Source organism: Bacteroides sp. An322 (genome assembly GCF_002161765.1).
Taxonomy (GTDB): domain Bacteria; phylum Bacteroidota; class Bacteroidia; order Bacteroidales; family Bacteroidaceae; genus Phocaeicola; species Phocaeicola merdavium.
Genome location: NZ_NFIN01000007.1, coordinates 37,685 through 52,298, shown reverse-complemented (window position 1 = coordinate 52,298; position 14,614 = coordinate 37,685). Strand labels below are relative to the sequence as shown.

The 14,614-nt window shown below is 42.9% G+C and carries 14 protein-coding genes, 3 tRNA genes and 1 pseudogene; 5 read left to right on the top strand and 13 right to left on the bottom strand.

The window, feature by feature from the left end:
- Positions 1–4: 4 nt before the first annotated feature.
- The 5 genes from B5F91_RS05635 to B5F91_RS05615 form a co-directional block, all read right to left on the bottom strand.
- Positions 5–1,243 (bottom strand): lytic transglycosylase domain-containing protein, encoded by a 1,239-nt coding sequence (locus B5F91_RS05635; RefSeq protein ID WP_087428115.1) that lies wholly within the window; start codon positions 1,241–1,243, stop codon positions 5–7.
- Between the two features lie 5 nt (positions 1,244–1,248).
- Positions 1,249–2,040, bottom strand: a complete 792-nt coding sequence (locus B5F91_RS05630) for a DUF5683 domain-containing protein (RefSeq protein WP_239416269.1) — start codon at positions 2,038–2,040, stop codon at positions 1,249–1,251.
- Between the two features lie 14 nt (positions 2,041–2,054).
- Positions 2,055–2,954: a ParB/RepB/Spo0J family partition protein gene (locus B5F91_RS05625; RefSeq protein ID WP_087428114.1), complete on the bottom strand. Its 900-nt coding sequence runs from the start codon at positions 2,952–2,954 to the stop codon at positions 2,055–2,057.
- A gap of 28 nt (positions 2,955–2,982) precedes the next feature.
- Positions 2,983–3,747 (bottom strand): AAA family ATPase, encoded by a 765-nt coding sequence (locus B5F91_RS05620; protein ID WP_087428113.1) that lies wholly within the window; start codon positions 3,745–3,747, stop codon positions 2,983–2,985.
- 224 nt (positions 3,748–3,971) lie between these two features.
- Entirely contained in the window at positions 3,972–4,154 is a 183-nt protein-coding gene (locus B5F91_RS05615) for a hypothetical protein (protein WP_087428112.1), read from the bottom strand.
- 36 nt (positions 4,155–4,190) lie between these two features.
- Between B5F91_RS05615 and surE the strand changes: the two genes are divergently transcribed.
- Together surE and lpxB are read left to right on the top strand one after the other, a co-directional pair.
- Positions 4,191–4,964, top strand: coding sequence for a 5'/3'-nucleotidase SurE (gene surE / locus B5F91_RS05610; protein ID WP_087428111.1), 774 nt, complete (start codon positions 4,191–4,193; stop codon positions 4,962–4,964).
- Between the two features lie 10 nt (positions 4,965–4,974).
- The gene (lpxB, locus tag B5F91_RS05605; RefSeq protein ID WP_087428110.1) at positions 4,975–6,126 is read left to right on the top strand and encodes a lipid-A-disaccharide synthase; all 1,152 of its coding nucleotides are present in this window, start codon (positions 4,975–4,977) and stop codon (positions 6,124–6,126) included.
- 108 nt (positions 6,127–6,234) lie between these two features.
- Here lpxB and B5F91_RS05600 read toward each other — a convergent pair whose 3' ends face one another.
- The 3 genes from B5F91_RS05600 to rsfS all read right to left on the bottom strand — a co-directional run bounded on the left by B5F91_RS05600 (position 6,235) and on the right by rsfS (position 9,630).
- Positions 6,235–7,071: a phosphatidate cytidylyltransferase gene (locus B5F91_RS05600; RefSeq protein ID WP_087428109.1), complete on the bottom strand. Its 837-nt coding sequence runs from the start codon at positions 7,069–7,071 to the stop codon at positions 6,235–6,237.
- A gap of 129 nt (positions 7,072–7,200) precedes the next feature.
- Positions 7,201–9,246 (bottom strand): ATP-dependent zinc metalloprotease FtsH, encoded by a 2,046-nt coding sequence (gene ftsH / locus B5F91_RS05595; RefSeq protein WP_087428108.1) that lies wholly within the window; start codon positions 9,244–9,246, stop codon positions 7,201–7,203.
- A gap of 24 nt (positions 9,247–9,270) precedes the next feature.
- Positions 9,271–9,630, bottom strand: coding sequence for a ribosome silencing factor (rsfS, locus tag B5F91_RS05590; RefSeq protein WP_087428107.1), 360 nt, complete (start codon positions 9,628–9,630; stop codon positions 9,271–9,273).
- 236 nt (positions 9,631–9,866) lie between these two features.
- On the opposite strand from rsfS, the gene B5F91_RS05585 reads away from it, so the two are divergent.
- Both B5F91_RS05585 and B5F91_RS05580 read left to right on the top strand, forming a co-directional pair.
- Positions 9,867–9,937: transfer RNA gene (locus tag B5F91_RS05585), tRNA-Gln, on the top strand.
- A gap of 47 nt (positions 9,938–9,984) precedes the next feature.
- Positions 9,985–10,055: transfer RNA gene (locus tag B5F91_RS05580), tRNA-Gln, on the top strand.
- Between the two features lie 106 nt (positions 10,056–10,161).
- On the opposite strand, the gene B5F91_RS05575 is transcribed toward B5F91_RS05580, so the two are convergent.
- Positions 10,162–10,758 carry a hypothetical protein gene (locus B5F91_RS05575; RefSeq protein WP_087428106.1) on the bottom strand — a complete coding sequence of 199 codons (597 nt, stop codon included), beginning with the start codon at positions 10,756–10,758 and terminating at the stop codon, positions 10,162–10,164.
- Positions 10,759–10,874: 116 nt separating this feature from the next.
- On the opposite strand from B5F91_RS05575, the pseudogene B5F91_RS15295 reads away from it, so the two are divergent.
- Positions 10,875–11,044: pseudogene (locus tag B5F91_RS15295) on the top strand (IS4 family transposase); the annotation flags it as partial.
- A 591-nt stretch (positions 11,045–11,635) separates the two neighbouring features.
- Here B5F91_RS15295 and B5F91_RS05570 read toward each other — a convergent pair.
- The 4 genes from B5F91_RS05570 to B5F91_RS15545 all read right to left on the bottom strand — a co-directional run bounded on the left by B5F91_RS05570 (position 11,636) and on the right by B5F91_RS15545 (position 14,473).
- Positions 11,636–11,711 (bottom strand) — tRNA-Lys (locus B5F91_RS05570).
- A 103-nt stretch (positions 11,712–11,814) separates the two neighbouring features.
- A complete protein-coding gene (locus B5F91_RS05565; RefSeq protein ID WP_087428105.1) occupies positions 11,815–12,429 on the bottom strand; it encodes a thymidine kinase in 615 nt (204 codons plus the stop codon).
- A gap of 15 nt (positions 12,430–12,444) precedes the next feature.
- Complete coding sequence (locus tag B5F91_RS05560) at positions 12,445–14,085, bottom strand: glycoside hydrolase family 65 protein (RefSeq protein ID WP_343210799.1); 1,641 nt, start codon at positions 14,083–14,085, stop codon at positions 12,445–12,447.
- Positions 13,973–14,473, bottom strand: a complete 501-nt coding sequence (locus B5F91_RS15545) for a hypothetical protein (protein WP_343210796.1) — start codon at positions 14,471–14,473, stop codon at positions 13,973–13,975. Before B5F91_RS15545 ends, B5F91_RS05560 begins: the two co-directional genes overlap by 113 nt.
- Positions 14,474–14,614: the final 141 nt, after the last annotated feature.

Genomic DNA, 14,614 nt, shown 5'->3' with positions numbered 1-14,614 from the left:
TGACTTATCGAATACGTATGGATTTTCCTGCCCGGATGTTGCTTCCGCGGATGCCGTTCAACCTCCGTAACTGTGTCACGCTGACTCCATATCGTTGTGCGATGCCTCCCAAAGTCTCTCCATTGCGGATGCGGTGATAGACGGCTTTGGGTTCGGGGATGTCTACAGTGTTTCGGCGCGTAAGATAGGTATCTTGTTTGTAATTATAGATACTGTCTTCATGGTCAATGAAATAGCTCATCATTTTGCTAGGCAGGCGAAGTGCGTATGGTTGCTCATTTCCAGGAATGATGTCTTTCTTGAATTCGGGATTCAAGGCACGCAGCTTGTCCATGCTGATATTACAAACCGATGAGATTTGTTGTAGATGCAAAGGGCGTGAAATATGAATGGTATCAGTTCCTTCCGGCATTTTCATTTCCAATGGGCTGATATTGTGTTCGCAATAATAGGTCATAATGTAATTAGCTGCTATAAACGCAGGAACATAGCCGCGTGTTTCTTTCGGCAGATAATTGTAGAGTGCCCAAAAATCTTTTTCACCGTCGGCACGACGGATGGCTTTGTTGATTGTTCCAGGACCGCAATTATAGGCGGCAAGTACCAAATTCCAATCGTGATAGATATCATATAAATCTTTGAGGTATCTGGCGGCAGCCCGTGTAGACTTGATAGGGTCGCGGCGTTCATCTACCAGACTGGTGACTTTGAGACCGTAGATTTTTCCTGTGTTGAGCATGAATTGCCACAATCCTACAGCCCCTTGGCGTGATGCAGCCATGGGATTTAGTGCTGATTCGATAATGGGAAGGTATTTTAATTCTAATGGAAGGTCGTATAAATCAAGGGCTTCTTCAAATATTGGCATATAGAAGTTGTTGGCGCTCAACATGAATGCCACTTTTTGGCGCAAACGGGTCGCATACATGTCGATAAATTTGCGTACTACTTCATTGTAAGGCATTTCAATGATAGCTGGAATACGTTGCAGCCGGTCCATATAAATAGAATCGCTTACTTCAGGATTAGCAGCGGTAGGGTCGCAATTTTCTCCTATATTAATATAGTTCTTCGAAATCCAGTCCAGGTATAAACTATCTGTTTCTGAAATCATGCCAGCAGGCAAGTCAATGACTTCTTCCGCTCCGGATGCAGAACGGATAGTAATGCTTTCTTCCGTTTGTTGAGCATAGAGGGAAGAAAATCCTAAAAAGCTTAGTATTCCAATAAAGAGTTTTTTCATGGTCTTTAAAATTTAATGTTACATTGCACGCCGATGCCTTGGGGCAGTCCGCAACGTGCATCGTTAAATATAGCTGGTTGCCATTCCATACTTAAATCATCGGAGATGTCGAAGTTAGATAACTCGGCATCTACATACGCATCAATTACTGAAAGCAGATATACGCCAATGAATGCGAATATACTTAAGTCCCGTTGCCGGCGGTAAAGGTCTTTTCTTCGTCTGAACAAGTCTTGGAAATAGCTGAGCTGGTTCATGACATCTGCTTGTGTATACCCCAAAGGCAGGAAGTCCATGTAGCTGTCGTTGGCTGGATTATCGCTCATAATGTCCTGATAGGCTTGCGAATAGTCTTTATACATCTGTCCGTTCCATGTCAGGGCATAGATACATCCCACGAATCCTCCATAGATGATAGGCAATTTCCAATATTTATGGTTATAGATTTGTCCGGCTCCGGGAATAGCTAACGAAAGCCAAATAGCACTGTTGGAATTGGGTATCCATTTTTTCTTTTTTAGTTCTATCTCAGGCATTTGTTGCTGGATAGAGTCGTTTTGTCTGGCAAGCAGTGCTGTGTCTACCGGGTTTTCCAAATCAGTAATCCGTTTGGGTATGCCTAATGTGTCTAATAACGCTAAACTGTCTGCGACGTGTTGTGCCCGTATTGAATCGGCTTTTAGCAATCCTTCACGATGCTTGCGGGCACGTTGTGCATGTACGTCTGCACTTTCCCCGAACAGGAAGCAGCATAAGAGCACAAGAGGCAACAGGTATGTCAATGGTTTCTTTTTCAAAATACAATCTGTTTTTATACTTTAGGTTGCAGCGAATCTAAAATCTCCATAATCCGTTCTAAATCAGCTTCACTATTAAAAGGTATGCTGATTTTTCCTTTTCCCTTGTTGCTGCACGAAAGCTGCACTTTGGTTCCGAAGAAAGAGCACAGATGATTTTGCAATAAGGTATATTCTTCGGATAGCTTTGAACCTTTCGGAACAATCTTTTTTCCGCCCGACTCGATACTTTCGCCTACAGAAAGTGCTTTTACGATTTCCTCTACTTTCCGTACCGAATAACCTTGCGAGATGATTTCATTGAAAATGCGGATTTGCGTCTTCGGGTCATCCAATGCCAATAAGGCACGTGCGTGTCCCATGTCGATTTCCTTGTTCTTCAATGCCACTTGTATCTGTGCCGGAAGTTTCAGCAGGCGCAGGTAATTGGCTATGGTAGCGCGTTTTTTCCCTACCCGGTCGCTCAACCGTTCTTGGGTCAATCCGTATTGTTCAATCAAATGTTGGTAGGCAAGTGCAATCTCCAGCGAATTCAAGTCTTCGCGCTGGATGTTTTCTATCAATGCCATTTCCATAACATTCTCATCGTCAGCCGTGCGGATATAAGCTGGGATGGTTTTTAATCCCGCTTGTATAGAAGCGCGGTAACGCCGTTCGCCCGCGATAATTTGATAAGAATCTTCACTCAACTGGCGTAGGGTGATGGGCTGGATGATGCCGATTTCGGCAATAGAATCGGCTAACTCCTGCAAGGCGATGGGGTCGAATTCGCGGCGAGGTTGATTGGGATTCACCGATATTTTGCTTAGTTCTATCTCGTTGATAGAAGACGAACCGGATGTCTTGATTTCTTCGTTTGTTGAAATCAAGGCATCAAGCCCTCTTCCTAATGCATATTTCTTTTGTACCGCCATATCTAATTAGCCTAATTACGAATCTTTTTTATTTGTTCTTGTTGATAATTTCATTGGCAAGTGCCAAATGGTTTTTCGCTCCGGTCGAATCTGCGTCATACAAGATGGCTGGGATTCCATGGCTTGGAGCTTCGCTTAATTTCACATTCCGTTGGATAATGGTTTTGAATACCAGTTCCTGAAAATGGCGTTTCACTTCGTCGTATATTTGGTTTGCCAAACGCAGGCGAGAGTCAAACATGGTCAGCAAGAATCCTTCTATTTCCAGTGAAGGGTTCAGCTTGGTTTTGATAATCCGTATGGTATTCAGCAATTTGCTGATGCCTTCCAATGCAAAGTATTCACATTGCACGGGGATAATTACCGAGTTGGCGGCGGTCAGGGCATTGATGGTGATAAGTCCCAACGAGGGCGAACAGTCTATCAAGATGTAGTCGTATTCGTTCACCATGGGCGCCAAAGCGTTTTTCATTATCTTCTCGCGGTTGTCCAAGTTCAGCATTTCGATTTCTGCCCCTACAAGGTCGATGTGAGAAGGAATGATGTCCAGTCCGTCAATATCGGTCGTGTAAATGGCTTCCCGTATGTCGTTTTGGTTAATCAGGCATTCGTAGATAGAGCAGTCGATTTCCTTCAGGTCAACTCCCAGTCCCGATGAAGCGTTTGCTTGCGGGTCAGCGTCGATTACCAATACTTTCTTTTCGAGTGTAGCCAATGATGCAGCCAAATTAATGGTGGTAGTAGTTTTGCCTACTCCTCCTTTTTGGTTGGCTATTGCAATAATTTTTCCCATATTAATCAGTTTATTCTGATTGCGAAGTAACAAATAATTGGCGATACGGCGTATCGCAAAAATGCTACATTTTGCAAAACTGTTGATAACTCGCTTCTATTGTTAATAACTTCGCTGGGCAAAGATAGCGATTTTTGTGTAATTCTGGCATACGGTACATGAAGTTTAATGTCTGCTTGTGTAAAATTAACGGATGATGCGGTTTTGTTTACCGGAAAGGCAAGCTATGTTTTACGTTCCAGCCCGCGGAATGTACGTTCCAGCCCGTGGAATATACGTTCCAGCCCGTGGAATATACATTCCAGCCCGTGGAACGTAGAATGAAGTTGTCCGGAATAAGAAATACATCCTACTTTAGAAGCATTATATCCTTGGCGATTAGGCAAATTGTTGTAACTTTGCGCCACTGATATATGGAAATCTATATATAAAAAGGAGTAGATATGACAAGAAAAAGACCTCTTTTGCTTCTGTCGAACGATGACGGCGTGAACGCGAAGGGAATACATGAACTGATACGTGCCTTGCGTCCGGTGGGCGACTTGATTGTAGTAGCTCCCGACGGACCTCGTTCGGGTTCTGCCGGGGCGATAACCTCTGCCAATCCGGTGCGTTGTGCTTTGCTTCAACAAGAAAACGGATTGTCGGTCTATAAATGTTCGGGCACACCGGTAGATTGTGTGAAACTGGCTTTGCATGCCATTGTACCTGATAAGCCGGATTTAGTGATTGGGGGAATTAATCATGGTGATAATTCATCGGTGAATGTGCATTATTCCGGAACGATGGGTGTGGTGATTGAAGGATGTTTGAAAGGCATTCCGTCTATTGGCTTTTCGTTGTGCAATCATCAGGCTGACGCCGATTTCTCGCCCGTCTTGCCCTACGTGCGCCGCATCGTGGAGGAAACGTTAGAGAAAGGCTTGCCCGAAGGGATTTGCCTGAACGTCAATTTCCCCGATACGCCCGATTTGGAAGGGGTGTTGATATGCCGCCAGACGCATGGCGTGTGGACAAATGAGTTTGTGAAGGCAGACCATCCGAGGGGTGGGAATTATTATTGGCTTACAGGCGAATACCTTAATTTGGAACCGAAGGCGGAAGATACCGATCACTGGGCTTTGGCGCATAATTATGTGGCAATTACGCCTACTCAGATTGATGTAACGGCGTATACGGTGATGCGTGAACTGAAAACATGGAATTTTAATGTGTAATGTGTAAGGTATGAAGTATTATCTGATTGTAGGAGAAGCGTCGGGCGATTTGCATGCATCCAATTTGATGCGTGCCTTGCGTCGGGAAGACCCGGAAGCGGAGTTCCGTTTCTTTGGCGGTGATTTGATGACGGAGGCGGGAGGTGTATGCGTAAGGCATTATAAAAGTTTGGCATACATGGGTTTTGTGCCGGTGCTTTTACATTTACGGACTATTCTCCGCAATATGGATTATTGTAAGAATGACATAGAAGCTTGGAATCCGGATGTATTGATTTTAGTTGATTATCCGGGGTTCAATCTGAAGATAGCCCGATACATCAAGCTTCATACGCAAATCCCTATATTCTATTATATATCTCCGAAGATTTGGGCATGGAAAGAATATCGCATTAAAAATATCAAGCATGATGTGGATGCGATGTTCTCCATTTTGCCTTTTGAGGTAGAATTTTATCAGAAATACAACTATCCGATTCATTACGTGGGTAATCCATGCGTGGATGCTGTAGCCGCTTTCCAGGAAGGGTTCAGTGAAAGTTTTGATGAATATGTGTCTGCACACCAGTGGGGCAAGAAGCCGATAGTGGCTTTGCTTGCCGGAAGCCGGAAACAGGAAATAAAAGATAATTTGAAGTTGATGATTCAGGCGGCACAGAATTTTCCGGATTATCAGTTTGTTGTGGCAGGTGCTCCAGGAATTGAACCGGAGTTTTATCGGCAATATATTGATGCAGATACCGAAATTGTTTTTGGTGAGACTTATCAGCTTTTGTCGCATGCTACCGCAGCCTTAGTCACATCCGGTACGGCAACGCTTGAAACTGCCCTTTTTCGTGTTCCTCAGGTCGTTTGTTATTATACGGCTGTAGGTAAACTGGTGTCTCTTTTGCGCCGGTTGGTATTGAAAGTGCCTTTTGTTTCATTGGTCAATCTGATTGCTGGAAAAGAGGTTGTGACCGAACTGGTTGCAGGAGATATGAGTGCCAGTGCCGTAAAACGTGAACTTGCTTTGATATTGCCCGGCGGAAAGAAGCGTAAACAGATGTTGGAAGATTATGGTAATCTGATACAAATCTTAGGGGAGGCAGGAGCGTCAGAACGGGCTGCCTGTCAAATGCTGCAAGCATTAGAAGCATACAGGAAGAAATTGTATACGTGATTTTTTAGTTAATAATTAATAGCTAACAGTTAATAACGGAATGTCTTTATATCGTTATTCATTATTCGCTATTAATTATTAACTAATGAAACTCTGTGGTGAGAAGTATTACAAACTTAAGATATACAGATAAACGACCGATGCCGGTATAGCCATAAGCGTACTATCGAAACGGTCTAGCATGCCTCCATGTCCCGGCAGGATGTTTCCAGAATCTTTGATTCCTAAGGTACGTTTGAAAAGCGATTCGACGAGGTCTCCCCATGTACCGAATACTACAATAACCAATGCCAAACCTATCCATTCATAGATATTGAGGAAGAAGAAGAACTGCGAAAGCACAATCGCTGCGATAACGGCAAATACCGCTCCGCCAATAGAGCCTTCCCATGATTTCTTGGGCGAGATGCGTTCGAATAGGCGGTGTTTGCCGAAAAGCATTCCTGTACAATAAGCTCCCGTGTCATTTATCCAGGTAAAGATGAAGATGGATAAAGGCAGTATCGGATTATATTGCGAAACACTTGTGGCTGCACTTGAATGGTAGGCAAGAATGTTTAGCAGGGCGAATGATAGCCCGATGTAGATTTGGCTCATCATTGCATACGCCCAATTATTAATCGGGTTCTTCTGTTGTTTATATAATTCGCTGATGAACAGGTACATGATTAAGAACAAGTAGGGGATGAATATTTCATTGGAACCCGGTATGACTCCAATGTAGCCGAAACATAAGAATAAGAAAACACCAGCCAGAATGGTAATAGGCTTGTTGATTTGAACTTCGCCTGTTGCATTGGCTAAATTCCCGAATTCGTTGATTGTCAGTGCACTGATGATAGCAAAAAGGATGGTAAAAGAGATTGGACCTCCTAAAATACATCCTACTAATACGGCTACAAAAATAATGCCGGTGATAGTCCGTTGTAAAAAGTTATTTTTCATGGTAAGTGTGTGTATAATCTGAATTGATTACTTGTAGGGGCGTATCGCATACGCTCTGAAAACATCCACTTATACAGTTGGTGCATTCGGGCGTATGCGATACGCCCCTACGGTCGGCTCTGTTATGCTTTATTTGCCCGGAGTGCCGCTTTGGGGTTCACTCCCTTCTTTAGCCGGGGTTTCAGGCAATGCTTTAGGCTCTTCCTTTGCCGGAAGTTGAGGCTGGCTTTCTTCTGCCATGATTTCTTCCGAACGGGAAGCCCAAGGGCGTTTGCCGAAAATCTTTTCTACATCTTCTGCAAAGATGACTTCGCGCTCAATCAGTAATTGTGCCAACTGATTGTGCCCTTCCTGATGATGTTGCAATATCTCTTTGGCACGCATGTATTGTTCGTTAATCATCTTTTGAACTTCCTGGTCAATGATTTCTGCGGTATGTTCGCTATACGGCTTATTGAAAGCGAAGTCATTGTTGCTATAATAACAAAGATTAGGAAGTTTGTCGCTCATGCCTGCGTATGCTATCATACCGTAAGCTTGTTTCGTTACTCGTTCTAAGTCATTCATCGCTCCTGTAGAGATATGTCCTACAAACAATTCTTCAGCAGCTCGTCCGCCAAGTGTCGCACACATTTCGTCCAACATCTGCTCTTTTGTGGTAAGTTGACGTTCCTCAGGCAAATACCATGCAGCACCTAATGCACGTCCACGCGGTACGATGGTTACTTTAATCAACGGGTTGGCATGTTCCAAGAGCCATGATACGGTGGCATGTCCGGCTTCGTGTAGGGCGATAGCACGTTTTTCCGCAACTGTCATTACTTTCGTTTTCTTTTCCAGCCCGCCTACGATACGGTCGATAGCTGCCAGAAAGTCGTCTTTCCCTACCGATTCTTTCGAATGGCGGGCTGCAATCAGTGCTGCTTCATTACATACGTTGGCGATATCCGCTCCGCTAAATCCGGGCGTTTGTCTTGCCAACAGGTCTACATCTACAGTACTGTCTAGTTTAAGTGGGCGCAAATGTACGCCGAACACTTCTTTCCGTTCGTTCAGGTCAGGCAAATCTACATAGATTTGACGGTCGAAACGTCCGGCGCGCAACAAAGCTTTGTCCAAAATGTCTACTCGGTTGGTAGCGGCTAAGATAATGACACCGCTATTCGAACCGAATCCGTCCATTTCGGTCAGTAACTGGTTTAATGTGTTTTCGCGTTCGTCATTGCCTCCCATGCTGGGGTTTTTTCCGCGTGCGCGTCCTACAGCATCAATTTCATCGATGAAGATGATGCAAGGTGCCTTTTCTTTGGCTTGGCGGAATAAGTCACGTACACGCGAAGCACCTACACCTACAAACATTTCCACGAAATCAGAACCCGAAATCGAGAAGAAAGGTACATCTGCTTCACCTGCTACAGCTTTGGCTAGCAATGTTTTACCTGTTCCCGGAGGACCTATCAGCAAAGCGCCTTTGGGAATTTTACCTCCCAATTTAGTATATTTTTCAGGGTCTTTCAAAAAGTCTACAATTTCCTGTACCTCTTGCTTGGCTGCAGCTTGTCCGGCTACATCCTTAAAAGTTACGCGGTTGGCTCCTTTCTCAAAGAGTTGTGCTTTGCTTTTGCCTACGCTGAATACACTTCCGGCTCCGCCTGGACCTGCACCTCCGCCCATGCGTCGCATGGCATAAAACCAAATGGCTATCAAAAGCAAGAACGGGAAGATATTCCAAAATATCATTCCAAAGTAATTATTCTGTTTCTCGTAACTGATAGAGCCGGTAAAGTGCCCGTTGGCTTGTTCTTCATCCAGAAACTTATCCAGCGATTCCATTGAGCCTATTTGCACGTGTACTGCAGGGCTTTTCCCTACATTCTTTGATTCTTGCTTGAATACATCTACAATGTGTTCAGGCTTGATGAACATTTCTACAGTATTGTTATCGTAAGCAATGATTTTGCTAGCATATCCCTTGCTTACCATTTCTTTGAATTCGGTATAAGTTATTTCTTTACTTGCACTGCCTTCATCGCTCGACAGATATAGAAAACCCAAAGTGAGCGCAATCACAATGTACAACCACGTCAGATTGGGGCGCGGTACGTTGATCTTCGGCTTGTTCGTATTCGGGTTATTCAGATTATTGTTCGTATTATTTGTATTATTTCCGTCCATGATATATATTATATAAGTAAAATGTTAGTCGAGATCCGGGATGCTTGTCAGTTTGGCGTCAGCCCAAAGATTCTCCAATTTGTAATATGCCCGCACTTCCGGCAAGAAAATGTGTACCATGATGTTTCCATAATCCATAGCCACCCATTGGGCATTTCGTGCGCCGTCTATGGCATACACTTTTTCACCCGTGGATTTTTTTACATAATCTTTTACGGAGTCTGTAATGGCGAGGACTTGGCTGGGAGAATTTCCCTGACAAATAATGAAATACTTGCAAATCGTGTCTTCGATGCCGGTTAAGTCAGCTATGATAATGTTTTTGCCTTTCTTTTCTTGAATTCCTTCTGTTATTTTTTCTACTAATACTTGTGTTTCGTTCATTCTGCTTTTAGTCCTTTTTTTAATAATAATCAGTTTAACTTACTCTCCCTTTTTAGGCAAGGAAGATTTAAACGTGACAAATATACTTGCTTTTCTGTATATCACGAAAGATTAAAGCCTAATTCTCGAATCTTTTGTGTTTTTTTTGAAAAAACTCGTTTAAACACTTGCTATGTTGTGGAAAAGTTGTACCTTTGCACCGTCAAAATCAAAACATCGGTTTTGACAAGTGATTTTGGGCTATGGTGTAATGGTAACACAACAGATTCTGGTCCTGTTTTTCTTGGTTCGAATCCGAGTAGCCCAACTTCCTTAAAAACCGGTTGACTCCATGGAGGGGGCAATCTTTTCGTTTGGGCTATGGTGTAATGGTAACACAACAGATTCTGGTCCTGTTTTTCTTGGTTCGAATCCGAGTAGCCCAACTTCCTTTAAGCATTTACCTTTACGGGTAGATGCTTTTTGTTGTATATGGATTCCATATTCGCTTCGGCAAAAGCCACCCTGTTCCTTATTCATAGGTTATTATAATCATGTAAATAATTCCTTAAGTCTAAGTACGGTTTTTAGATTTCTTATAATACTGTGCTTTGCAATACGTGCTTCTATATTTGCTTTGACATTTCTAAAAACATTTTCTGTCCTTTTGTATTCTGGAAGTATTAATTCTTCTGTTTCAGATATAATACTAACAACTTCACGAATTGAGTTAAATGCCTCTTCTTTGTTTTTATTGCTTAATTTCCATACAATTTGTTCTATCTCATCGTTGTCTTTCCATATAAATGTTATGAAGCAAGGTAAGTCTTTTGATTCATTCAATGAAAAAACGCTTAGAAATTCTTTATTTTCGTTAGGCTCTTTCCAAATTGGAACTAACATTTGAGATGAATTTCTATTGGATTTTGGTAATTCATATCTTCCTTCAGATAATGGTTTTACAGAAAATATCGGCCAATTTGCACCTGAAATCTCATCTAGTTCACTCCATAAATCATTATCTCTCAGTGCTTTGATTATATATGCATGCCTTCTTGTATACATAATAAATCCAAAAATACGTGCTACTGTATGTTCGCTAATTTCTCGTATTTGGGTAATTCCCATTTCTTTTTTCAATTCTATCATAAACTATTTAATAATAATTCAAGTTTCGCAAGTAAAAGAATAGAGCTTTTAGTCCTGTATTTTACAGAAAATGACTATCTTTAAGCATTGCTCCAAAGGATTTAATCCTAGAAGTTATGGGTAAATATAAACATATTATTCCAGAAATTGATACATTCTTCCCTAAAAATGATTGCAATAAGGCAATCAATTGCATAATTGGTAAATCCGTTGTTTAAGCCTCCATTTTTCCGGTATTGCCGTTGAGAAACGTCATAACTGCAAGCTTATCTGTCTTCAGACGGTGGTACCTCGGTCACGGGTTAACCGGCAATAATAAAGAATGATGAATGAATAATCTGTCAAATTGGCAGATTATTTCGTTTCTATGTCTTCATACTCCTTGCTTTTTTGATACAAATCAAGAAATAAATGTTTTCCTTTACTTTGCCAATAAAAGAAAGAACATATTCGAACAAAAGGTACTATTTTTGTGTTGTAAAACATGAAAACAAGGTAAAAAGAAGACTTAAAGTAGAAAGTACTAACTAAACTAGAAAGGGTAACATTATGAAAAATCAAGTAAAAAGTTTCTTAAAAGAAATCAAAAAGAATTTGGAATGGAGTGCAAATGCCATATACGGTCAGTATATGAGATAAACAGAATTGTGCTCACACTATGTAATATCGCAACTAACTAAACTGGAAAAGAGGGTGCATTGCCTTTAAGGCAAGGGCACTCTTTTTTTATGATACCGTTTAGTTGAGATTGTAAACAAAATCTTTAGGTAATAACAAATCCCTCAGTTGTGAAAGTCGGGGCTTTATGCATAAAAAAGAAGGTGTAGCTTTTGACACACCTTCTTGTCTTTTTGTTGTCGCCTTTTGGCTTTTCTTTTGGTGATCCGCTTGGGGCTCGAACCCAAGACCCCAACATTAAAAGTGTTGTGCTCTACCTGCTGAGCTAGCGAATCAAACCTGTGTGCATCATTTCTGATTGCGGGTGCAAAGATATGCTCTTTTTTTGAGTTGACCAAATATTAAATCAACTTTTTTGTTTTTTTCTTTTCGAATGCTTTATTTTTCTCGGTATGTCTTATGCTCAGCCTCTTCTTTCAATGCTTTTTGATAGCAATGCCGGCATAAGGGTTCGTATTCTTCTTTTTCTCCTAATAAGACTCGCTTATCGTTGGGGACGGTGCGGTGAGAGATATAAGCCAACTCGCCGCATCTTACACAAATGGCATGTACTTTGGTCACTTCATCGGCTATGGCACAGAGGGCGGGGATAGGACCGAACGGGATGCCTTTATAGTCCATGTCCAGTCCGGCGACAATGACTCGGATACCTCGGTTGGCTAACTCGTTACATACATCTATCAGCCCTTCATCGAAGAATTGGGCTTCATCAATGCCTACTACATCAATTTCGGAACTGAACAGCAGAATGCTTGCCGAAGTGTCTACCGGAGTTGATGGTATGGAATTGTTGTCATGCGAGACCACATCGGCTTCAGAATAGCGCGTATCAAGGGCTGGCTTGAATATTTCTACCCGTTGGCGGGCAAAGTTAGCACGTTTTAAACGTCGTATCAGTTCTTCGGTCTTGCCTGAGAACATCGAGCCGCACACCACTTCGATACGTCCCCTGCGATTGGTTTCTTGTGTATGATCTTCTGAAAATAGTACCATGTTTGTTGCTGTTAATCATTTGCGGGTGCAAAAATACGTTTTTCTCTCGATACCTACTCCTGTTACCGTTACTTTCTTCCAATGTGGGGGAAGAACCGAAGGCAATTGCACAATGCCTTCTTCGGTTACTTGAAGCCCGCAAAAACCATTTAATACAGCCTGAAGCAGACCGCCGGCACCGGTCATAAAATACGGATTGTTGCTGGCGGGTGTTTCCGATAATACACCGAAAGGAGGACGCCAGTTGGGCAGATAGCACCGGCGGAACATCTCCCATGCTTTTTCCGCATCGCCCATTCGTGCATATTGCACACAAAATATGGCATACGACATCATTGGACCGTTCTGTTGGTCAATGCGTTCTGCGTAATAAGCCAAGTCCTTCCGTTGTTGTTCAGGGTCGGTAATCTTCCCCAACGGATAAGCCAATAGGTTTACGTCCGCCTGTTTGATGGTTTCGCCTTGATAAGTAGCATGTTCCCGCGTCACGCCGTTTTCAAATTGCAAGATGCGCAAACCTTGGCTCACTTCTTTCCATATAGGCGGAACATACTCACCACAAGCTATTCCGGCACGGTACGCATATTCCAATGCCAATGAGGCGGAAGCATTGGTAAAGGCATTGTCCGTCACGCCATTGGCATATTCATCCGCTCCAGTTACGCCTACTATCGAATAAGATTCGTCGGCATTCCGCACCACACGGCTTACCCAAAAGTCGGCTATTTCCCTGAGCAACGGGAAGCCTTCACGTTTTAGCCAAACAGTATCACGTGTCACTCTATAATAATTCCAGCAAGCAATACCCACATCTGCCGTAATATGATGTTCGAATACACCGGTCAAGGCGAAAGTGGGCGTGGCTTCTTCGCCTGTATCATCACTCTCCCACGGGAACATTACGCCCCGATAGCCGTATGCCATCGCTTTCTTTCGGGCTGGACCGATTCGGTCTATCCGATAGTCTAACATTGACTTAGCTAATTCGGGTTGTAACAAAAGCAATGGAGGATACATCCAAAGCTCGGTGTCCCAAAAGATATGGCCGTTATAGAATTGCGAAGAAAGCCCCATCGGGGGAATACTCAACCGGCTTCCGGCACGGCAAGAAGAATAAAGATTGAATAAGGCGAAGCGCACCAACCGCTGGGCATCATCGTCTCCCTCTATACGGATATCACTTTGCCATAATTCATTCCACAACCGCTCGTGCGCCCCCACTAATTGTTCCTGTCCTTCGTGGACGGCATAAACCACTTGGCGTTCGGCTTCGTTATAAGGGTCGAAAAAGTCACGCGAAGAGCAGATACTTCCTACAAGCGAAAACGAAAACGTTTCTCCTTTCTTTATAGATATATTTAGGCAAAGCTCTTTTGTGGCTTCTTCAAACGAAAGTTCGGATGTCGTTTCATCTTCTAATAGAAAGGCAGATGCTGCAGCAACCTGTTTTGCCCCGCGTGCTGAAACGGCTTTTGCTTCAAGTAAGTGCAAACGGGTACTGTCGGCATCCAGTTCACGGTAATATACTGTACTTTCTCCGTAATCATCGGGAATTTCCATTCCGCACCGCACTTCTATGGTAATATCTGTCAATGCCTCGACTTGTACCGATATTAATCCTGAATAAGGAAGCCCCCCGCAAAGCACGCAAATCAGAAACCACATGCGCTTTCCGTCCTATTTGGAATCCCGTACGATGCACCGCTTTCCGCATATCCACCGTTTGATTCCAACCCTCAATGCAAGTCGTGTCTACGGTTTCGCCGTCCACTTTCATGTTCAGTCCAAATGGATTAATCCCTCGCATGACCCGGCTTACTGTGCCCGGAGCAGCAGCATCGAATACATGATTCAGCACCACTTGTTCTATCCGGAACGGTTCTTTCCCCGGTAAAATGCCGATGCATCCACTCGCCATTGGAGCCGGAGCATACGAGGCGTGTAAATTATGAGTATGCACTTGCCATAACGATTCGTTTTCCGCTTTCAGAGGGACCAGCAGGAAACATCCTACAACTGCCCATATCCAAGTTGGTATTTTCATCTTCTTTTTCATTTAATATATAATGCAATGTGGAAACAAAGCTACATAAAAAACTTGAGCTATCCATACGGTTATCCTGATAAAAAAACAATATAGGGAGATGAAATAATACAACATCTGTTAAATAATGGTCTAAATTCA